This is a genomic window from Pseudomonas sp. MF6755 (genome assembly GCF_016405635.1).
GTDB lineage: Bacteria > Pseudomonadota > Gammaproteobacteria > Pseudomonadales > Pseudomonadaceae > Aquipseudomonas > Aquipseudomonas haemolytica.
Genome location: NZ_JAEKDA010000001.1, coordinates 36606 through 57948 on the forward strand (window position 1 = coordinate 36606; position 21343 = coordinate 57948).

Below are 21343 nucleotides of genomic sequence, written 5' to 3' on the forward strand. Positions count from 1 at the left end.
TCACGTGTTTAAAAGCATTTTCATTCATTATGGAGCACCGCGAAGGATCGCGGGATTGCCTGCAACCAAGCCACTTGCTACTTGCCGCACCTATGGGGCAGTGGCATAACAACGCGACAATTCGACAAGGATAGCCATCTTGCGCATTTTTTCCCGTGTTTTACTCCTGATACTCATCGCGCTCAGCCTGATGCTGGCCGTGGTGCTCTATTACACCCTCAACCCCAAGCTGCCGGACTACGTGCCCGTGGAGCAGGTGCACTACCAGGACCAATGGAGTGCCGCCGACCGCCAGACCTACTACTTCACCCCCCAGGGCACCCAGGTAAAAGGCCTGCACTACGACTGGTTCACTGCGCTGGAGTTGCCGTTCTCCGAGCAACGCTTTACCGCGCCCGAGTACCTGGCGCGCTTCGGTTTCCTGGTCGACCCCAAGCAGGTACCCACCACGCAAAACCCCGGCAACCTGCCGGTGGGTTTTGCCCGGCACCAGAACGCCGACAGCAAGGTTCAGTACCTGGATATCACCTGCGCAGCCTGCCACACCGGTGAATTGCACTTCAAAGGCCAGGCCTTGCGCATCGATGGCGGCTCGGCGCAACACGTGCTGCCCTCCAGCGTCCCCACCTTGCGCGGTGGCAGTTTCGGTCAGGCCCTGGTTGCCAGCCTTGCCGCCACCTATTACAACCCCTGGAAGTTCGAGCGCTTTGCCCGCAAGGTCTTGGGTGACCAGTACGATGCCCAGCATGACCAATTGCGTAAGGACTTCAAACAGTCGCTGAACCAGTTCCTCAAAGTCGCATGGAATGACACCCACCGCGGCCTCTACCCCACCGAAGAAGGCCCCGGCCGCACGGACGCCTTTGGGCGCATCGCCAACGCCAGCTTTGGCGATGCAATTTCGCCAGACAATTATCGCGTCGCCAATGCGCCAGTGGACTACCCGCAGTTGTGGGATATCTGGACTTTCGACTGGGTACAGTGGAATGGCTCGGCCCAGCAGCCCATGGCGCGCAATATAGGTGAAGCCCTGGGTGTAGGCGCAACCCTGGCCTTCTTCGACAGTGCCGGCCAACCGCTCCAGGGCGACGCTCGCTATCCGTCCAGCGTACGCGTACGGGACTTGCACCTGATCGAAGAAACCCTGCAACGCCTCGAGCCGCCAACCTGGCCGGAGGACTTGTTCGGCGCCATCGACAAACCCCTCGCCGTCCAGGGGCGCGCACTCTTCGCCGAAAACTGTGCTGGTTGCCATATACCCACGGTCACCGAGGAAAATGGCCGCCCGGTGCAGCAGTTGAAAATGCTGCCGGTGGACTACATTGGCACTGACCCCGGCACCGCCAGCAACATTGCCGACCAGCGCTATGACCTCAGTGCCCTGCAATGGGACCCGGCCGAACTGGCCCAACTGAATGTCGAACTGCACCCCACGCCCACTGCCCCCCTGGACCTGAAGAGAATGTCCGTGGCCCAAGGCCTGGCTTATGTCACTGCCTTCGTCGAAGAACACGCCTACCGCGCCGCCGGCGTGACCCCAGCCGAGCGCCCGGGCCTGGACGGGTTCGGCCTGCCCATCGGCGTACGCGAATTACGTGCCTACAAGGCGCGGCCACTGGCAGGCGTATGGGCAACCCCGCCGTTCCTGCACAACGGTTCGGTGCCGACGATCTACCAGTTGCTGTCGCCCCAGGACGAACGCAGTACTACCTTCTATAAAGGCACCTTCAACTACGACCCCCGACACCTGGGTTTTGAGACCGCCGCGTTCAAGAATGCCTTCCTGTTCGATACCCGAATCACCGGCAACCACAACAGTGGCCACGAATTCCGTGCTGGCGCGCGTGGCAACGGCGTCATCGGCCGTGGCTTGCTGCCGCAGGAGCGCTGGGCGCTGCTCGAATATCTCAAGGTGCTGGGCGGCCCGCAGGAGCAACAACTGCCATGATTATCCAATCGCAAAACAAGGACCGTTCCATGCTCGCTCGTCTGTGGCTGCGCCTTGGCGCCTTTCTCGGCAAAACCCTGTTGTGGCTGCTGGGCCTGGGCCTGCTGGGGTGGCTGCTGGCAACTGTCTGGTTCGCCTGGCAACACAGTGGCCCGGTGTCGCCGGACGAGCAGATCCCGCCGGGTGAAGCGGCCATGACCCAAGGCATCATCCAGACGGCAGTACGCATCGTCGACCAGCATCGCGAAGGCACCCGCTACCTGCGCGATGCCCACGCCAAGGCCCATGGTTGCGTTAAAGCCGAAGTCAGCGTGCTGGCGGATCTCGACCCAGCCTTGCGCCAGGGCGTGTTCGCCGAACCGGGCAAAACCTGGCAAGCGACGATGCGGCTGTCCAACGGCAACGCTTACCCGCAGTTCGACAGCATCCGCGATGCCCGTGGCATGGCGATCAAGTTGCTGGATGTCCCCGGCAAACAGCTGATGGCCGATCAGCAGGCGCGCACGGAGCAGGATTTCGTGATGTTCAGTCACCCGAATTTCTTTGTCAGCGATGTCGCGGAATACGCACAGAACATCGGCGCGCAGGCCGATGGCAAGAAGGTCCTGGCGTTCTTCCCCAAGCTCGACCCGCGCAGTTGGCAAGTGCGCCACCTGTTTATCGCCCTGGCCACCCTGGCGCCCGCCCCCGCCAGCCCGACGCATACGACGTACTTTTCAGTTTCGCCCTACAAGTTCGGTGCGGCCAACGCCAAGTTCCGCGTCGCGCCCGACCCGCAAAGCTGCCCGGAATACGTACTGCCCAAACAGAACCAGGCCCTGCCGAACTTCCTGCGCAGCGCCCTGACCCAGCAACTGTCCAGTGACCGTGTAGCGGCGTGTTTCGTGTTGCAGATCCAGCGGCAGAACCCGCAAACGTTCATGCCTATCGAAGACACCAGCATCGAATGGAAAGAAAGCGATGCGCCGTATGAAACCGTGGCCAAGGTCAGAATTCCTGCCCAGGATTTCGACACGCCGGCGCAGAACCTGGCCTGTGACAACCAGTCGTTCAACCCTTGGTTCGGTGTGGAAGCACACCGCCCCATCGGCGGCATCAACCGGTTGCGCAAGGCGGTGTATGAAGCGGTCAGCGACTACCGTCACAGCCGCAATACCCCGTAAAGCATGCGTAACCATGGGCCCGGCGCCGCCTCGTTTGACTTCGAGCACCTGGCTACGCGCCAGTCGCGCAAGAAAAAAGCCTAGTAGCTATCACGGCCTGCTATCGGGCGCCGGGGTGTTGATCACCAGTTCCTCGGGGATTTCGTCCACCCGTGGGTCAAGTACCACCGCCATGCCCCCCATCGGATGTTCGGGCATGGCCACGTGGTGCAGCGGCGCCCCTTCGACCCGGTATTCACCCGTGACCTTCTTGGGTTGCACACGCCAGATCAGCAACAGCGCACAGGCCGAAAACAGCATGTAAAACGCGCCATGCCCATAGCTGTTCATCAGCGCGCCACTGAGCATCGGGCCCAGGCTCGCACCGATGCCGTGAGTGGCGAGCATCATGGCGCTCAAGGGCACACGCCGGGGTTGTTCGACGTTGTCATTGGCCAGTGCCACCGCCAGCGGGTAAAGGGTGAACAGCAGCAAACCGCTGAGAAAGCCGAACACCAGCAACAAGGTATACGGCAGTTGCACCAGCCCCCACAGCGGAATCACCACCAGGCCCAAGGCCAACGCGCAGGCACGAATCAGCTGTGAGCGGTCGATGCGGTCCGACAGCCAGCCGATCGGCCACTGGCCACACAGCCCGGCAAAAATCGACACCGCGACAAAGGTACTTGCCTGGGCTGTGCTCAGGCCGTTACGCGTGGCGAATACCGGGGCCAGCGCATAAAATGCGCCGATCATCAGGCCCGTCACAAATACCGTGGTCAGCGCCTGGGGTACTCGCTGCCAGAAAAAACCCACTTCCAGCGGCGCTGCCACCAGCTTGGCCGGGTGAAGGCGCCGGGTCATGGTCACCGGCAACAGGCAGGCGGCAAAGCAGATCGCGACGATCACCAGGGGTTTGAAATCCAGCTCCGGGCGCCAGATCAACACGCCCTGCCCCAGCATCAGGCCCAGGGACACCGCCACCATGTAGCCGGCAAAGACCGCACCGCGCTGGTTGTTTTCCGCCTGCTCGTTCAGCCAGCTTTCGATAACCATGTATTGGTTCATCATCACCAGGCCCATCACAAACCGCAGCACCAGCCAGAACTCCAACTGCTCGAACAGCACATGCAGCAACACAATGATGGTGGCGGCCCCGGCGCAGGCCACATACGAGCGCACATGCCCGACGCCGGCAATCATACGGTGGCCGAACTTGGCGCCGCAGACCATGCCGCCGTAATACGCCGCCGTCAGCGCGCCGATCCACACCTCGCTGATGCCCTGGCTGCTCAGGCGTAGGCCGATAAAACTGAAAAACAGCCCGTTGCCGGTGAGCATCAGGATGGTGGCGCTGTACAGCGCAGGAAAGGTCAGGAAAGTCAGGTTCATGAGCACAGTCGGTGGTTAAGGGGAGGCATTCAAACTGCTGGTGTGGGCCAGCAACCATTGGCGAAAACTGCGCGCCGCCGATGGCGGGTTGCGGTGAGGGGGTTGCATCAGGTGCAGGCGGCCACGGCTGTGCATGGTGTGCGGCAGGGCCATTTGCAGGCGCCCGGCGGCCAGTTCGCCCGCCAGCAGGCACTTCCAGCCCAGGGCCACGCCGTGCCCCATGACCGCCGACTGCATCAACAGTTGATAGCTGTTGGTGCGCAGTGCATGGCGCGGGGTGTGGTACTGGGCACCGACATCGGCGAACCAGTCGGTCCAGGTCAGCCAGTCGTGGTGATGGTCCTCAACGATCAGCAAGGTGTGGGCGTGAAGCAAGTGTTGCAGGTCGCGAATCGGCCCGTGGCGGTCGATATAGCCAGGGCTGCACACGGCAATCACCTGCTCGTGGTCAAACACCGGTGACAATTCCAGGCCATGGGGCGCCGGTAGCTCATCGAGGTGATAGAACAGGCCCAAGTCATATTCATTCACATCCAAATGGCTGGGGCTTTCGCTGCACAGGATGCGGATATCCAAGTCCGGGTGCTCGCGCTGAAATTGCGGCAGCAGGCCAGCGAGCCAGATGCTACTGATGGTGGGCGTACTGGCCAGGGTCAACTGGCGGTCGGCACCGCGACGGCGCAACTCGGCGGACTCACGGTCGAGCTCACGCAACAGGCGCTGGATGGTGCGAAAGTAGCGCAGCCCCGCTGGCGTCAGGCTCAGCCCCTGCGTCAGCCGGTAAAACAGCGGGCGGGCCAGGTCTTCTTCCAGGCGCTTGACCTGTCGGCTGACTGCGCTCTGGGTCAGGTTCAGTTCATGGGCGGCCTGGGTGAAACTTAAATGGCGGGCAGCCGCTTCGAAGGTCTGCAGGCAGTTGAGCGGCGGAAGATCGACGTTTCGGCGCGACATTGAGCAGTTCCATTGGTAGAAACGGGCCAGGGTTTGTCCTGGCCCGCAGAGATCACGTTGGCAAGTATCCTGCCAGTTGCTCACTCACAGCGCGACCCTCGCTATGCGTTTGCTCCATTGCCGACGGTGCTCCAGTTGGCCATTTTCCCAGGCCGTCTGTTCCGCTTCCACGTAGAACCACTCAGCGTCGGCGTTTACGCTCAGGCTGCTTTCCACCTCCACGGCCCATGCATCGCGGCTGGCACGGTAATGCCACTGGATATCGGCACGGGTCGACAGCGGGTCCCAAGGCAACGAGTGGTATTGCTCGGTGCAGCGCTGGTCCACGGATAAGCCATGGTCGGTAAAACGCATCGCGCCCAGGTCGTCCTCAATCTTCACGCAGACTTCGCCACTGCCCACGTCTTCGATCAAGGTGCGTTTCGGCGCGGCTGCACGCAGCACTTCCAGCGCAGCCGGGGTTGCCGATTGCGGTGCCTCGAATGGGCAGGCCACTGCCTCGCCGGTGAAGACCGGCAGTTGCAGGCTTTGCAGGCTCGGCAGCAAGGTCAGGGTGGTCAGCTCGCGGCTCGGCCACAGCAACGGGAAACTGGCGGTGCTCAGGGCCAGGCGCAGACGGTAGCCGGCGGGCAGGCGCATGCCGATATGGTCCAGGTTCAGGTGCACATCCATCGGTTCGCCTGGCACTACCGGCGTGACGCGGGACAAGTCCTCGCGCAGCGTCAGATTCAGCACGCCGTAACTGATCTGCGTGACTTGCCCATCCGGCGCCACCGCATTCAGGCGCGCCACCAATTGCCCACAGGTGGTGTCACTGGCCAGGCGCAGCTTGAGGCGCGCATCCCCCAACAGCGCCAGGGTTTCGGTCAGTGGCTGGGAGTCGAAGCACAGCGAGTGGGCGTCATCGCGGCGCTGGTCCGTCGGCCCGTCGGGACCAAACCAGATGGCGCAGTATTCGCCCTGATGCAGGCCGGTGGTCAGCGGCGAGCAAATGCTACGCGCAGCGGCCAGCGCCTGGTTGCCGGGGTTGAGGCCGCGCTCATCGAGGCTGAAATCGGTCCACTGCACCTGCGGGTCCGGCCACCCGGACGTCTGCACCCAGATACCTGGCCGCTCAGCATAGCTGCCCTTTGGCGGCAGAATGTCCTGTAGGTAAAAGGTGCAGGCGGCGTCATCCATCACCCCGTTGTCGATGCCCTTCAGCCAGTGATCCCACCAGCGTTTGGCTTCTTGCAGGAAGCCGATGGCCGGATTGGGCACGGCGAAATGCGGGTACTTGTGGATCCACGGGCCGATCATGGCTTTCTTCGGCCCCGGCAAGTGCTCCATCATGCGCGACACTGTGTTGCGGTAGGCATCGCCCCAACCTCCCACGGCGTAGACCGCCGCCTTGATCTTCGAGTAGTCCTCGCACACCGAACCGTGACGCCAGTAGTCATCGCGGGTCTGGTGCTTCAGCCAGGTTTCGGCGAGCAGCGGCATGGCCTCCAGGCGTTGCTGCCAGAGGGTTTTCCAGGCGTCGCCGACCAGCACCGGGTCGGGCACCGCGGCGCTGAAGTTGAGCATGGTCGCAGCCCAGCCGAAGTTCTCCATCAGCAGGTTGCCGCCCTTGTAGTGAATGTCGTCGGCAAACCGGTCATCGGTGGAGCACAGGGTGATGATCGCCTTCAGTGCCTCGGGCTGGCGTGCCGCGACTTGCAGACTATTGAAGCCGCCCCACGAGATGCCCATCATGCCGACCTTGCCGTTGCACCAGGGCTGACGGCACAGCCAATCGATCACTTCGAGGGCATCGTCCTGTTCCTGCGGCAGGTATTCGTCGGCCATCAGCCCCTGGGATTCGCCATTGCCGCGCATGTCCACGCGCACACAGACATAGCCCTGGCCCGCCATCCACGGATGGGTCAGTGCATCGCGCACCGCGGTGCCGTCGCGCTTGCGGTACGGCAGGTATTCCAGAATCGCCGGGAAGGTCTGCCCACCTGCGACATCGGGCAACCAGATGCGCGCGGCCAGTTGGGTGCCGTCCTTCAGGGGGATCAGGCAATGCTCGATTTCACGGATCTTGTAGGCAAACTCGGTGACGACTTCCATCGGTAACTCCAAAATATTTATTGCGCACAAACAGCTCCCCTGCGCTCGGCAGGGAGCGCGCAGGGAGACACACAGAATTGATGAATTAGCGGGCGAATTGCGCGACGGGGCTCGCGCCACGTGGACCGGGCTCAGTGGCCGGCTGCACGCTTTTCACATCGAGCAGCGCCGGGCTCTTCAGCCAGAAAATCAACGAGGTACTGGCCAGCAGCACCAGGATCATTCCGGGCAAGCCACCGAGATTGGAGAGCATTTTTACCCCGTCGATGCCGACAAAGGCGACCATCACCCACGACACCGTGCCAATGATCACGCCCCACACAATCTTCAACATCGCGTTGCCGTCCAGGTCGGAGTCGGCGGTCACGCCTTTGCTGCAAAGGTTGGCGATCACATCGGTGCTGGAGTCCGCCGCCGTCACAAATGAGATGAACGCCACGAACAGCAGGAACGCGATCATCAGGCCGCTGGCCGGCAATTGCTGGAACATCTGGTACAGCACGTGTTCCACGCCCTGCTCGTTCAGCACCCGGTTGAGGCTGCCATCGCCCAAGGCATCGAAGTACAGGCTGCTGCCGGAGAAGATGCAGATCCAAACCGCAGTGAACAATGCCGGATACAGCATGTTGATATGGATGAACTCTCGCACGGTGTAGCCACGGCCGATCTTGCCGAGGAACATCGCACTCACCGGTGCCCAGGCAAACCACACCGACCAGTAGAACACCGTCCAGCTTTGCGGCCAGGTATCGCCACTGGCGGCACCGGTGAACAGGCTACGGCTGAAAAAAGTGTCGAGGTAAACGCCCAGTGATTCCACACCCAGGCTGAACATGTACAGGGTCGGCCCGCACAGCAGCACGAACAGCCCCAGGGCCAGCATGATCCAAGTGTTCAACGACGACAGCATCACAATCCCACGCTGTAAGCCGCTGGCCGCGGAGGCTACAAAGGTGAGCACAATAATCGCGATGATGATCGCCAGGCGCAACGGCGTGGTTTCACCGCCGATGTATTGACTCAGGCCGCCCGACAAGGTTAGCGCCCCCGTGCCCAGGGACGAGGCCATACCAGCCACCAGGGCGAACATCGCCAGGGTGTCGATCAGCCCCGCATAGCGCCTGACCCGCGCTTCGCCCAGCAGCGGCTCAAGCATGGCTCCGATGGAAAAATGGCTGCGACGGTTATAGAACGCCAGCGCAAATACCAGTGAAGGCACTAGGTAAATGGCGTAGGGCGTAATGGTCCAGTGCAGGAACATCGTCGACAGGGCGAAGCTTTTTGCCGCGGCGCTGCCCGCTTCTATCGGCAGGCTGCTGGGCGGCCCGTACAGGTGATAGAGCGGCTCGGCGGTGGTCCAGAACAACACACCCACCGCCAGCGTGGTGCACAGCGCGACCATGAACCAGCGCCATTTGCTCAGCAACGGCTGGGCGTCTTCGCCACCAATGCGCACCTTGCCCAGGGGCGAGAGGTAGACGATACCGGTCAACACCACCATGGCAAACGAACCGGCACTGAACAACCATGAGAAGTTCTTGAGGATCACACTGTTGAGCTGTTTGCTGACCGCAAGGAATGCATTCAGGTCAATGTAGCTGGCGATAACCGCCGTCAGCAGAATCAGAAACGTTGGCCAGAACACCAACGGACGTAAAGGATATTTCATGGATTGCCATTCCCCTTGCAGACTATTTTTATCGCCTTTAAAGGCCATTATTAGAGAGAGGGCGCCACAGCGTCCTGCTGCCGGAAGCTCGCCTGGAATTCTTCGCGTGGCTATAGATAACCGTTTAAGCGGCTAGTGGCGCAATCGACCAATGGGCATGGGGGTATTCCCCCACGTCATGACGCACTGGCACAGCTCATTGCGAGTATGCAGTGCACAACGGCAAAGCGCAGAAAGGTCAGATCGCAGGTAAAAAAAGCCCACGCCTAATAAGCGGGTTTTCTTGTGGTGAGCTGGCGCTCAGCGTGCCAGATTACCGGATAGGGCGCATCGGGCGGGAGCCTTGACCAGTGAAGGGTGCGCCCCCGTGGCCGCCAACTCTCTGATCATCCGTAAAGAATGCGTATGGATTGCCCGTTCGCCATAACGATTATGTCGTCTCTATTGAGCAACTAAGCCTGCAACCACTACCGTCACTTCCTACCCCCAAAACTCGTAGGAAGTCATCGTGGAAAGTTCAACTTTAGGCATGGTCGTCCTGTCAATGATTGCGCTCTTCGGCACCGCCGCGTTTTGCTTCGAGCACCTCGCCACCCGCGGCGAGAAGAAAAAGAAAGCCAAATAAGCTGATCGCTGCAATCAGTAGAACCCCAGACTTTCAAGGGACACCTCGGCAACGGGGTATCCCTTGTTTTCGTTCGCCCGCCCCTGCGTCATCTATATGCCGTCTTAATACCGCCCCGTGCAATCAGTGCCCGAGCTTGATACGCCAACCCTTAACCTCCCCGCGTCCGCAGTGGCGGCTTATTTATTCAGGGGAGTTACACCGTGCTCACACTTACGTTCATCTATATCGCCAGCGGCTTATGTGCCGTCGGGCTATTCGCTTACTTGGGCTACGCCCTTATTCGCGCCGAAAAATTCTAGGGAGCCTGCCATGTACGACGTGATGTTTTTGGGCCTCTCCTTGGTGTTTTTTGTTGCGACTGCCCTGGCCATTGTCGCCATGGGCAAGATTTGAACGGAGCCACGACATGTTAAGCACTTTGCTGGAATTTACGCTGGTTCTGGGGTTGATGACCGGGCTCGCCGTGCTGATGGGCAAGTGGCTGACCCGGGTATTTACCGGGGACCGCCATGCACTGCCGGAACGTTGTACCTTTCGCCTGCTGGGCATCGACCCACGGGAAAGCATGGGCTGGGCCCGCTACGGTTCAGCGTTGTTGCTGTCGAACGCGGCAATGATGCTGCTGGGCTATCTGGTCCTGCGCTTGCAGGCGGTGATGCCGATCAACCCTCTTGGGTTGGCGGCACAAAGCCCGGACTTGGCGTTCAACACTGCAGCGTCCTTTATTACCAACACCAACTGGCAGGCGTACTCGGGCGAAACCAGCCTGTCGAACTTCAGCCAGATGGCGGTCATCACCTTCCTGATGTTCGTCGGGGCCACATCCGGCGTGGTCGCGGCGGCAGGTTTCATTCGGGGCTTGAGCCGTTCCAGCTCGGCCGACATCGGCAACTTCTGGGTCGACTTCACCCGCACGCTGTATCGGGTGATGCTGCCACTGTGTGTGATCATGGCCCTGGTGTATGTGTGGCAAGGCATGCCGCAGACCTTCGCCTCTCAAGCCTTGGCGACTACGCTTGAGGGCGCGCAGCAACAGTTGATCGTTGGCGCGGTTGCCAGCTTTGAATCGATCAAGCATATCGGCACCAACGGCGGTGGTTTCTTCAGCATGAACGCCGCCCACCCGTTCGAAAACCCAACGCCACTGACCAACATCCTGCACATCCTGAGCATGCTGCTGATCCCGTCGGCGTTGACCTACACCTTTGGCAGCATGCTGTTGCAACGTCGCCAAGGCTGGGTATTTTTCGGCACCTTCCTGGTGATGTTCATCGGTTTCCTCGCACTGGTGTATGGCGCCGAACAAACCGGCAACCCGCTGCTGACCCAGGCCGGTGCCAACCAGACACTGTCGATCGAACAAAGCGGCGGCAATATGGAAGGCAAGGAGCTGCGCTTCGGCATTGCCGACAGCAGCCTGTTTATCGCCACCACCACCGCCGCAACCACCGGTTCGGTCAACACCATGCACGACTCATTGACGCCCATGGGTGGCTTCGTGCCCCTGGCGCAGATGATGCTCAACTGTGTATTCGGTGGTGACGGCGTCGGCTTTATCAACCTGATCCAGTACGCCCTGCTCACGGTGTTCCTGGTGGGGATGATGATCGGCCGCAGCCCGGAATTCCTCGGTAAGAAAATCGAGGCCCGGGAGATGAAACTGGTGATGCTCTCGGTGCTCGCACACCCCACCAGCATCCTCGGGTTCACCGCCCTCGCCGCCCTGTGGCCGGACACTATGGCCAGCCTCAACAACCTCGGCCCCCACGGGTTCAGCGAGGTGCTCTACGCCTATACCTCCGGCACCGCCAACAACGGTTCGGCCTTTGCCGGGTTGAACGCCAACACGCCGTTTTTCAATACCACCATTGGCCTTGCGATGTTGATCGGGCGCTTTTTCACCATGCTGCCGATGCTCGCCGTGGCCGGCTCCCTGGCGATGAAAAAGACCGTGCCCGCCGGCGCCGGCACCATCCCCACCGCAACCCCGCTGTTCATGCTGCTGGTGGTGTTCGTGGTGCTGGTGGTCGGTGGCCTGACCTTCCTGCCCGCGCTCGCGCTCGGCCCGCTGGTGGAGCAACTGCAGTTGCTGTCCGGCCAGACGTACAACTAAGGACACGTTGATGATGACTCAATCGATATTCAAGGGGCTGTTGCGCCCGGTGCTGGTTTCGGCGGTTTTTTTCATGCTGCTGACGGGGCTGGCATACCCGGCGTTTACCACCCTGGCAGCGCGACTGTTGTTCCCGTTTCAGGCCCAGGGTTCACTGATTGAACGCGACGGCCTGGTGATCGGCTCGGCGCTGATCGGCCAGCGCTTCACCCGCCCTGAGTACTTCCATGGCCGCCCGAGCGCGACCTTAGGCGCTGACCCGCAAGACCCGAGCAAAAGCATTGCGCAGCCCTACAACGCTGGTTCCAGCGGCGCCAGCAACCTGGGGCCAACCAGCCAGAAACTCGTGGACCAGGTCGCCGCACGGGCCCTGGCCTATCGCCAGGACAACGGCCTGCCCGCCAACACCCTGGTGCCGGTGGACGCGGTCACCGCCTCGGCATCAGGCCTGGACCCGCACATTTCGGTGGCCAACGCCCGGCTGCAACTGGCACGGGTGGCACGTTTGCGGCAGATCCCCGAAGCCCAATTGCTGCAACTGCTCAACGACCACACCGCCGCCCGCACCCTCGGTTTGCTCGGCGAACCACGGGTGAATGTGCTGCAACTCAACTTGGCGCTGGATGCTCGTCAGCCCTCTATTGCGGTCAGTGAGTAAGAGATTCCCCCATGAAAAATGCTCGTTTACCCCTGTTTGATCGACGCATCGTGCTCACTGCCGGCGTTGATGCATTGAAGAAACTGCTGCCCCAGGCCCAGTGGAAAAACCCGGTGATGTTTGTGGTGTACCTGGGCAGCATCCTCACCACGTTGCTGTGGTTCCAGTCCTTGGGTGGCAAGGGTGAAGCGCCCAGCGGCTTTATCCTCAGCATTACCTTGTGGCTGTGGTTCACGGTGCTATTCGCCAACTTTGCCGAAGCCCTGGCCGAAGGTCGTAGCCGTGCCCAGGCCGCCAGCCTGCGTGGCATGAAACGCCAGACCCTGGCCAAGCTGTTGCAGCAGCCGCGCCACGGTGCCGCCTGGTTGCCCATGGAAGCCAGCCTGCTGCGCAAGGACAGCGTGGTGTTGATTGAAGCCGGCGACCTGGTGCCGCTGGATGGCGTGGTGATTGAAGGTGTTGCGTCGGTGGATGAGAGCGCCATCACCGGCGAATCGGCCCCGGTGATCCGCGAGGCCGGTGGCGACTTTTCCTCGGTCACCGGCGGCACCCGGGTGTTGTCCGACTGGCTGGTGGTGCGCATCAGCGTCAACCCGGGCGAGTCGTTCCTCGACCGCATGATCTCGATGGTCGAGTCGGCCAAGCGCCAGAAAACCCCCAACGAAGTCGCGCTGACGATTCTGCTGGTGGGCCTGACCCTGTTGTTCCTGCTGGTGATCGCAACCCTCAGTCCGTATTCGATCTTCGCCGTGGCCATGAGCGGTACCGGCAGCGTGATCAGCGCCACGGTGCTGGTGGCATTGCTGGTGTGCCTGATCCCCACCACTATCGGCGGCCTGCTCTCGGCCATCGGCGTGGCGGGCATGAGCCGGATGATGTCGGCCAATGTCATCGCCACCTCGGGTCGTGCGGTTGAAGCCGCCGGCGATGTCGACGTATTGCTGTTGGACAAGACCGGTACCATCACCTTGGGCAATCGCCAGGCCAGCAGTTTTCTGCCGGCACCGGGCGTGAAAGAAGCCGACCTGGCCGACGCCGCTCAACTCGCGTCCCTGGCCGATGAAACCCCGGAAGGCCGCAGCATCGTGGTACTGGCCAAACAGAAATTCGACATCCGCGCGCGGGACATCAACGCCCTGGGCGCCAGCTTTGTGCACTTCACCGCGCAAACCCGCATGAGCGGTGTCGACTTGCCCGAAGGCCGCGCGATTCGTAAGGGTGCGGCGGATGCGATTCGCAGCCATATCGAAGCCTTGGGTGGGAGTTTTCCGGCCGCATTGCAGGCAAAAGTCGATGAGGTCTCACGGCGCGGCAGCACACCGCTGGTGGTGAGTGACGGTGCCAAGGCGCTGGGCGTGGTGGAACTCAAGGACGTGGTCAAGGGCGGTATCAAAGAGCGCTTCGCCGAGCTGCGGCGCATGGGCATCAAGACCGTGATGATCACCGGTGACAACCGTCTCACCGCCGCCGCGATTGCCGTCGAAGCCGGCGTGGATGACTTCCTCGCCGAAGCTCGTCCGGAAGACAAACTGCAATTGATCCGCGACTACCAGGCCCAAGGCAAGCTCGTGGCCATGACCGGCGACGGCACCAACGACGCACCGGCACTGGCTCAGGCCGATGTGGCAGTGGCGATGAACAGCGGCACCCAGGCGGCCAAAGAGGCCGGCAACATGGTCGACCTCGACAGCAACCCGACCAAGCTGATCGAAGTGGTCGAAGTCGGCAAACAGATGCTGATGACCCGCGGCGCCCTCACCACCTTCAGCGTGGCCAATGACGTAGCGAAGTACTTCGCGATCATCCCGGCCGCGTTTGTGGCGACCTACCCACAACTCGGTGCATTGAACGTGATGCACCTGAGCAGCCCCAACTCGGCGATTCTCAGTGCGGTGATTTTCAACGCGCTGATCATCGTCGCGTTGATTCCCCTGGCCCTGCGCGGCGTGACCTACCGAGCGATCGGTGCAGCGGCGTTGCTCAATCGCAACCTGTTGATCTATGGCCTGGGCGGGGTGCTGGTGCCATTTGCCGGGATCAAGTTGATCGACATGCTCCTCAGCGGACTAGGTCTCGTGTAATACCGAAAGCCAATGTGGGAGCGGGCTTGCTCGCTCCCACACTTGAACCGCATCTATATGGAATGACATGCCCGCATTAAACAACGAACGCCCCGACCCCGACGCCCTGCTGGCTCGAATCCAGCAGGAAGAACAAGCCGCCTTGCGCGGCAAATTGCGTATCTATTTCGGCTCCAACGCCGGGGTGGGCAAGACCTGCGCCATGCTCACGGCGGCACAACGCGAAGTCACCCTCGGCCGGGATGTGCTCGCCGGGGTGGTGGAAACCCATGGCCGCGCCGAGACCGCCGAACGCCTGCATAACCTGGAACAACTGCCCCGCGCCGCCCTGCTGCACCGTGAATTCGCCCTCAGTGAATTCGACCTCGACGCCGCCTTGCGCAGGCACCCGAGCGTGGTGCTGGTGGATGAACTGGCCCACAGCAACGTGCCGGGCTCCCGCCACCCCAAACGCTGGCAAGACGTCGAAGAGTTGCTCAGTGCCGGTATCGACGTGTGGACCACCCTCAACGTCCAGCATCTGGAAAGCCTGAATGACCTCGTCAGTGGGATCATCGGTATTCGCGTGCGCGAAACCGTACCGGACCATGTGTTCGATAACGCCCACGAAGTGGTGGTGATCGACCTGCCACCCGACGACCTGCTGCAACGCCTCAAGGAGGGCAAGGTGTACCTGGGCCCACAGGCCGAACGCGCGTCGCGGCATTTTTTCCGCAAGGGCAACCTGTTGGCGTTGCGCGAACTGGCGCTGCGGCGCACCGCCGACCGAGTCGACACGCAGATGCGCGTGTACCGCCGCGAGCGCTCGATCAGCACGTTGTGGCCTGCCCGCGAGCGGCTGCTGGTGGGTGTGGCGGGCGATGCCGGCGATGAACGCCTGGTGCGCGAAGCCGCCCGCCTGGCGCAGAAGCTCGAAGCAGACTGGATCGTGGTGCATGTGGCGACGCACCAAGGGCGCGGCGCAAAGCGTTATCTGACAGCCATGAAAACCTTGGCGCTGGCCAGCGAATTCGGTGCCGACACCACGACGCTGTCGGGCATGGACGTGGCCGAAGCCCTCGCCGCCTGCGCCCGCGAGCATAACGCCAACCGCCTCGTACTGGGCCATCATCCGCGCCAGGCGTGGCGCTTCTGGCACCAGTCGGTCAGCGACCGGATCAGTCGGCACCATCCGCAAATCGATCAGATCGTGATTGCCCACGGGCTGCTGCCGGGCAAGCCTGCGGTCATCGAAAAACCCGCGCCGGCAGCCGGCGCGAAACTGGCCTATCTGTGGGCCAGCCTGGCCTGTTTTGCGGCCAGTGCCGTGGCCGCCCTGCTCTTGCAGGTGTTCGACCTGGCCAACGTGGTCATGCTGTTTCTGCTCACCGTGGTGCTGGTGGCCCTGCGCTATGGACGTGGCCCCGGCGTATGGGCGGCAATGCTCGCGGTGCTGTGTTTCGACTTCTTTTTCGTGGCGCCGCGCTATTCATTCACGGTCACCGACACCCAGTACTTTTTCACCTTTGCGTTGATGCTCGGCATCGCCCTGATCACCGGGCAACTCACTGCCCGCCTGCGCCACGAAGCGCGCACCGCCGCTGCCCGCGAACGCCGCGCGACCTCCCTGGCACGGCTGGCTCGCGACCTCTCGGCCGCGCTGACCGTGGAGCAAATCAGTGAAGTGGCGCTGCGCACTTTCAGCGGTGTGTTCGAGGCACGGGTCGGCCTGGCCCTGCCGGACGCGGCCGATGGCGTGCACAGCGTGGGCGCGGGCGGGCTGCCGATCGACGACAGCATCGCGCAATGGAGCTACGACCACGGCCATGCCGCCGGCCAAGGCACCGACACCTTGTCGGCGGCCAAGGGCCGTTACTTGCCACTCAAGGCGCCGATGCGCGTGCGCGGCGTGCTGGTGCTGGAACTGGCCCAGAGCGAACGCCTGAACGACCCGCAGGAGCTACGCCTGCTGGAGGCCTGCATGAGCCAACTGGCGATTGCGCTGGAGCGCGTGCATTTCGTCGAAGTGGCGCAAAGCACCCTGGTGCAGATGGAGGGCGAAAAAATGCGCAACACCTTGCTCGCCGCCATTTCCCACGACCTGCGCACACCACTGACCACCCTGATCGGCGCCGCCGACACCGCCCTGCCCCACGCTCCACCAGGGCCGTTGACCGAGCTGCTGCATGGCATTCACGAACAGGCCACGTCAATGCAGCGACTGATCGAAAACCTGCTGGACATGGCCCGCCTGCAAGAGCGCGGTGTGCGCCTGAACCGGCAATGGCACTCGCTGGAAGAAATCGTTGGCAGCGCCTTGCGCCAGTTGCGTGAACCGCTGGCGCGTCACCCTGTACGCACCACGCTGGACCCGCAGTTACCGCTGGTGGACATCGACGCGCTGTTGATCGAGCGAGTGCTGGTCAACCTGCTGGACAACGCTGCCAAGTACACCCCGCCGGGCACCACCGTGACGGTCGCCGCGCGCTGCACCACCAACAGCCTTGTGCTGGAAGTCAGCGACAACGGCCCCGGCAGCGCGCCGGCCAATCTGTTCGAACCCTTCGCCCGCGGCCAGCAGGAATCCTCTGTCGCCGGCATCGGCCTGGGCCTGGCATTGGCCAAGCGCATCGTCGAGGCCCATGGCGGGAGCATTCAAGCCAGCCCCGGCCGCACGTGCGGCATGCATTTCATCATCACTTTACCGGCGGGCACCCCGCCGAGCATGGAAGCCCTATGAGCACAGCACGCATTCTGATCGTGGAAGACGAGGCCAATATCCGCCGCTTCGTTGGTATTGCCCTGCAGGATGAAGGTTTTCAGGTGTTCGAGGCTGACAGCGTCAAACGCGCCTTGATCCACGCCGCCAGCCGCCAGCCGGACCTGGTGATCGTAGACCTCGGCCTGCCGGACGGTGATGGCAAGCAGTTGATCAGCGAGCTGCGCGGCTGGCTGGCGGTGCCGATCCTGGTGCTGTCGGCGCGTGACCGTGAAGAAGAAAAAGTCGCCGCCCTGGACGCCGGTGCTGACGATTACCTGACCAAGCCGTTCGGTGTGCCCGAGCTGCTTGCACGCATCCGCGCCCAACTGCGCAGGCATGGGCAGGCCGGCACTGTGGCAGCGACCAGCAAGGTGAAGTTTGGCGAGATTGAAGCCGACCTGGCGACCCACGAAGTGTGGCGTCAAGGGCAACCGGTGCACCTGACCCCTATCGAATACCGCCTGCTCTGCGCGATGGTCCGCGGCCAGAGCCGGGTGCTGACCCACCGGCAATTACTGCTGGAGGTGTGGGGCCTGGATTACGTCGACCGCGCCCACTACCTGCGGGTGCACATGGCGCATTTGCGGCAAAAGCTGGAGAAGGACCCGACGCAACCGCAGCACTTCATCACCGAATTGCAGGTGGGTTACCGCTTGGTGGGGCTGTAGCGCCCTGAATCGCAGGCAAAAAAAGCCCGCTCAATGAGCGGGCTTCTTGTGGCGACCTGGCGTTCAGTGTTCCAGGTTACCGAATATGGCGCAGCGGACGGGACTCGAACCCGCGACCCCCGGCGTGACAGGCCGGTATTCTAACCGACTGAACTACCGCTGCGCGTAACACTTGAAGCGAATGGTGGGTGATGACGGGATCGAACCGCCGACCCTCTGCTTGTAAGGCAGATGCTCTCCCAGCTGAGCTAATCACCCTTCGTTTCGGTGTGGGCGCATCATACACCAAAAAATCGTAATGTCTTGATTTAAATGCAATTTATTTAAAAAAAGTTCCGCGTACGATTTTTTGCCATATTCCGGACAAAGAAAAGCCCGCGATTAAGCGGGCTTTCTGTGGTGACCTGGCGTTCAGCATTCCAGGTGACCGAATATGGCGCAGCGGACGGGACTCGAACCCGCGACCCCCGGCGTGACAGGCCGGTATTCTAACCGACTGAACTACCGCTGCGCGTAACACATGAAGCGAATGGTGGGTGATGACGGGATCGAACCGCCGACCCTCTGCTTGTAAGGCAGATGCTCTCCCAGCTGAGCTAATCACCCTTCGTTTCGGTGTGGCGCGCATTCTACGGAGCGACCCTAAGTCTGGCAAGCACTTTCTTAAATCTTTTTTTTCAGCCCTTCCAATGGCTTAGGCAGGGTTGGCCTGCGGCGTGATCAAGAGAATAATGCCCCCCTTTGTATAGAGGAGAGACTCACCCCATGTGGTTCAAGAACCTGCTTATCTATCGCCTGACCCAAGATCTGCCTGTTGATGCCGAGGCGTTGGAAGCGGCCATGGCCACCAAGCTGGCGCGCCCTTGTGCAAGCCAGGAGTTGACCACTTACGGTTTCGTCGCACCTTTCGGTAAAGGTGAAGATGCTCCCCTGGTTCACGTCAGCGGTGACTTCCTGCTGATCGCCGCGCGCAAGGAAGAACGCATCCTGCCGGGTAGCGTGGTGCGTGATGCACTTAAAGAGAAAGTCGAAGAGATCGAAGCCGAGCAGATGCGCAAGGTCTATAAGAAGGAGCGCGACCAGATCAAGGATGAAATCATCCAGGCCTTCCTGCCGCGTGCCTTTATCCGTCGCTCGTCGACTTTTGCCGCCATCGCGCCGAAACAGGGCCTGATCCTGGTCAACTCGGCCAGCCCCAAGCGCGCCGAAGACTTGCTGTCGACCTTGCGTGAAGTGATCGGCACCCTGCCCGTTCGCCCACTGACGGTGAAAACTGCACCGACTGCCATCATGACCGACTGGGTCACCACCCAGAAACCGGCCGATGACTTCTTCGTCCTCGACGAATGCGAACTGCGCGACACCCACGAAGACGGCGGCATCGTGCGCTGCAAACGCCAGGACCTGACCGGCGAAGAGATCCAGCTGCACCTGACCACCGGCAAGGTCGTGACTCAGCTGTCCCTGGCGTGGCAGGACAAGCTGTCCTTCATGCTCGACGACAAGATGACCGTCAAGCGCCTGAAGTTCGAAGACCTGCTGCAAGACCAGGCGGAGCAGGACGGCGGCGACGAGGCTCTGGGCCAACTGGATGCCAGCTTTACCTTGATGATGCTGACCTTCGGTGAGTTCCTGCCGGCGTTGGTGGAAGCACTGGGCGGTGAAGAGACGCCACAGGGCATTTAAGCCGTGTGAAGAGCAAAATGTGGGAGCGGGCTTGCTCGCGAACGCGGTGTATCAGTCGATACATCAGGTGACTGATTCACCGCGTTCGCGAGCAAGCCCGCTCCCACATTGGATTGTATTTACACCTTCAGAATCTAATAACAAGGACATCCCCATGCGTGCACTCGCTGCTTTGAGCCGCTTCGTCGGCAATACCTTCGCCTACTGGGTGTTGATATTTGCCGTGCTGGCCTTCTTCGAACCCAGCTGGTTCATTGGCCTTAAAAGTGCCATCGTCCCGCTGCTGGGCCTGGTGATGTTCGGCATGGGGCTGACCTTGAAACTTGAAGACTTCGCCGAAGTCGCTCGCCATCCGTGGCGCGTGGCTTTGGGCGTGGTCGCGCATTTCGTGATCATGCCCGGCGTGGCGTGGTTGCTGTGCCAGGCGTTCCAACTGCCGCCGGAAATTGCCGTCGGCGTGATCCTCGTCGGCTGTTGCCCAAGCGGCACGTCTTCCAACGTCATGACCTGGCTGGCCCGCGGCGACCTGGCGTTGTCGGTGGCGATTGCCGCCGTCACCACCCTCCTCGCCCCGCTGCTCACACCTGCGCTGATCTGGCTGCTGGCTTCGGCCTGGCTGCCGGTGTCGTTCATGGAGCTGTTCTGGTCGATCCTGCAAGTGGTGCTGCTGCCGATTGTGCTCGGCGTGGTTGCGCAACGCGTGCTGGGTGATCGGGTTCGCCATGCGGTGGACGTGCTGCCACTGGTGTCGGTGGTCAGCATTGTGATCATCGTCGCGGCGGTGGTTGCCGCAAGCCAAGGCAAGATTGCCGAGTCGGGCCTGCTGATCATGGCGGTGGTGATGTTGCATAACAGCTTCGGTTACCTGCTGGGCTACTTCACCGGGCGCCTGTTCAAGTTGCCCTTGGCGCAACGCAAGTCGTTGGCCCTGGAAGTGGGTATGCAGAACTCAGGGCTGGGCGCTGCGTTGGCCAGCGCGCACTTTTCGCCGTTGGCGGCAGTGCCCAGTGCGTTGTTCAGTGTCTGGCACAATATTTCCGGGGCCTTGCTGTCGACCTACTTCCGCCGTATGAGCGAGAAGGAAGACCGTCGCGCCTTGGAAGCCGCGCCGTAACCTTGATCGCCTGATCCATTTTCGGCACTCTACCAAGCTTCGCGGGGACGACCTCGCGACGCTCTCGAGCGCTTAATCAGGGGACGACCCCGCCTATTGATGGGAGGTCATCATGTCCTGGATCATTCTGTTTTTTGCCGGGTTGTTTGAAGTCGGCTGGGCTGTGGGCCTGAAATACACCGACGGTTTCAGCAAGCCACTGCCCACCGCCCTGACGATTGCCGCCATGGCCGTCAGCCTTGGGCTGTTGGGGCTGGCCATGAAGGAACTGCCGCTGGGCACCGCCTATGCCATCTGGACCGGCGTGGGTGCCGTAGGCACCGTGATCGCCGGGATTATCCTGTTTGGTGAATCCATGGCGTTGTTTCGGTTGGCCAGTGTGGCGTTGATTATTTGTGGATTGGTTGGGCTCAAGATCAGCACATAATCCACTACCCCCTTCGCGAGCAAGCCCGCTCC

At 61.7% G+C, this 21343-nt stretch carries 15 protein-coding genes and 4 tRNA genes; 11 read left to right on the top strand and 8 right to left on the bottom strand.

Annotation, left to right across the window (positions count from 1 at the left end; translation table 11 throughout):
• Positions 1 to 139 precede the first annotated feature (139 nt).
• Together JFT66_RS00180 and JFT66_RS00185 are read left to right on the top strand one after the other, a co-directional pair.
• A complete protein-coding gene (locus JFT66_RS00180; protein WP_198858553.1) occupies positions 140 to 1948 on the top strand; it encodes a di-heme-cytochrome C peroxidase in 1809 nt (602 codons plus the stop codon).
• A gap of 29 nt (positions 1949 to 1977) precedes the next feature.
• Positions 1978 to 3111 (top strand): catalase family protein, encoded by a 1134-nt coding sequence (locus JFT66_RS00185; protein WP_442963590.1) that lies wholly within the window; start codon positions 1978 to 1980, stop codon positions 3109 to 3111.
• Positions 3112 to 3201: 90 nt separating this feature from the next.
• Here the strand turns inward: JFT66_RS00185 and JFT66_RS00190 are convergent, their stop codons facing one another.
• From JFT66_RS00190 to JFT66_RS00205, 4 genes are all read right to left on the bottom strand, one after another.
• Positions 3202 to 4482: an MFS transporter gene (locus JFT66_RS00190; protein WP_198858555.1), complete on the bottom strand. Its 1281-nt coding sequence runs from the start codon at positions 4480 to 4482 to the stop codon at positions 3202 to 3204.
• Positions 4483 to 4497: 15 nt separating this feature from the next.
• Complete coding sequence (locus JFT66_RS00195; protein ID WP_198858556.1) at positions 4498 to 5433, bottom strand: LysR substrate-binding domain-containing protein; 936 nt, start codon at positions 5431 to 5433, stop codon at positions 4498 to 4500.
• A gap of 84 nt (positions 5434 to 5517) precedes the next feature.
• Complete coding sequence (locus tag JFT66_RS00200) at positions 5518 to 7527, bottom strand: CocE/NonD family hydrolase (protein ID WP_198858557.1); 2010 nt, start codon at positions 7525 to 7527, stop codon at positions 5518 to 5520.
• An 85-nt stretch (positions 7528 to 7612) separates the two neighbouring features.
• The gene (locus tag JFT66_RS00205; protein ID WP_198858558.1) at positions 7613 to 9196 is read right to left on the bottom strand and encodes a BCCT family transporter; all 1584 of its coding nucleotides are present in this window, start codon (positions 9194 to 9196) and stop codon (positions 7613 to 7615) included.
• 828 nt (positions 9197 to 10024) lie between these two features.
• On the opposite strand from JFT66_RS00205, the gene kdpF reads away from it, so the two are divergent.
• The 6 genes from kdpF to JFT66_RS00235 all read left to right on the top strand — a co-directional run bounded on the left by kdpF (position 10025) and on the right by JFT66_RS00235 (position 18084).
• Positions 10025 to 10123, top strand: a complete 99-nt coding sequence (kdpF, locus tag JFT66_RS30080) for a K(+)-transporting ATPase subunit F (RefSeq protein ID WP_074851717.1) — start codon at positions 10025 to 10027, stop codon at positions 10121 to 10123.
• Between the two features lie 107 nt (positions 10124 to 10230).
• Positions 10231 to 11937, top strand: coding sequence for a potassium-transporting ATPase subunit KdpA (kdpA, locus tag JFT66_RS00215; protein ID WP_153837856.1), 1707 nt, complete (start codon positions 10231 to 10233; stop codon positions 11935 to 11937).
• A gap of 10 nt (positions 11938 to 11947) precedes the next feature.
• On the top strand, positions 11948 to 12595 hold the full coding sequence (gene kdpC / locus JFT66_RS00220) for a K(+)-transporting ATPase subunit C (RefSeq protein WP_153837855.1): 648 nt from the start codon (positions 11948 to 11950) through the stop codon (positions 12593 to 12595).
• A gap of 11 nt (positions 12596 to 12606) precedes the next feature.
• On the top strand, positions 12607 to 14676 hold the full coding sequence (gene kdpB, locus JFT66_RS00225) for a potassium-transporting ATPase subunit KdpB (protein WP_198858559.1): 2070 nt from the start codon (positions 12607 to 12609) through the stop codon (positions 14674 to 14676).
• Between the two features lie 67 nt (positions 14677 to 14743).
• Positions 14744 to 17395 (top strand): DUF4118 domain-containing protein, encoded by a 2652-nt coding sequence (locus JFT66_RS00230; protein WP_198858560.1) that lies wholly within the window; start codon positions 14744 to 14746, stop codon positions 17393 to 17395.
• Positions 17392 to 18084 (top strand): response regulator, encoded by a 693-nt coding sequence (locus tag JFT66_RS00235; RefSeq protein ID WP_034116860.1) that lies wholly within the window; start codon positions 17392 to 17394, stop codon positions 18082 to 18084. The genes JFT66_RS00230 and JFT66_RS00235 overlap by 4 nt, the downstream gene beginning before the upstream one ends.
• An 86-nt stretch (positions 18085 to 18170) precedes the next feature.
• Here JFT66_RS00235 and JFT66_RS00240 read toward each other — a convergent pair.
• The 4 genes from JFT66_RS00240 to JFT66_RS00255 form a co-directional block, all read right to left on the bottom strand.
• Positions 18171 to 18247 (bottom strand) — tRNA-Asp (locus JFT66_RS00240).
• 19 nt (positions 18248 to 18266) lie between these two features.
• Positions 18267 to 18342 (bottom strand) — tRNA-Val (locus JFT66_RS00245).
• A gap of 176 nt (positions 18343 to 18518) precedes the next feature.
• Positions 18519 to 18595: transfer RNA gene (locus JFT66_RS00250), tRNA-Asp, on the bottom strand.
• A 19-nt stretch (positions 18596 to 18614) separates the two neighbouring features.
• Positions 18615 to 18690 (bottom strand) — tRNA-Val (locus JFT66_RS00255).
• 159 nt (positions 18691 to 18849) lie between these two features.
• Here JFT66_RS00255 and rdgC point away from each other — a divergent pair.
• The 3 genes from rdgC (at position 18850) to sugE (ending at position 21311) form a co-directional block, all read left to right on the top strand.
• Positions 18850 to 19770: a recombination-associated protein RdgC gene (gene rdgC / locus JFT66_RS00260; RefSeq protein ID WP_003172886.1), complete on the top strand. Its 921-nt coding sequence runs from the start codon at positions 18850 to 18852 to the stop codon at positions 19768 to 19770.
• Between the two features lie 154 nt (positions 19771 to 19924).
• Entirely contained in the window at positions 19925 to 20884 is a 960-nt protein-coding gene (locus tag JFT66_RS00265) for a bile acid:sodium symporter family protein (protein ID WP_153870644.1), read from the top strand.
• 112 nt (positions 20885 to 20996) lie between these two features.
• A complete protein-coding gene (gene sugE, locus JFT66_RS00270) occupies positions 20997 to 21311 on the top strand; it encodes a quaternary ammonium compound efflux SMR transporter SugE (protein WP_005786698.1) in 315 nt (104 codons plus the stop codon).
• The last annotated feature ends 32 nt before the right edge of the window (positions 21312 to 21343 follow it).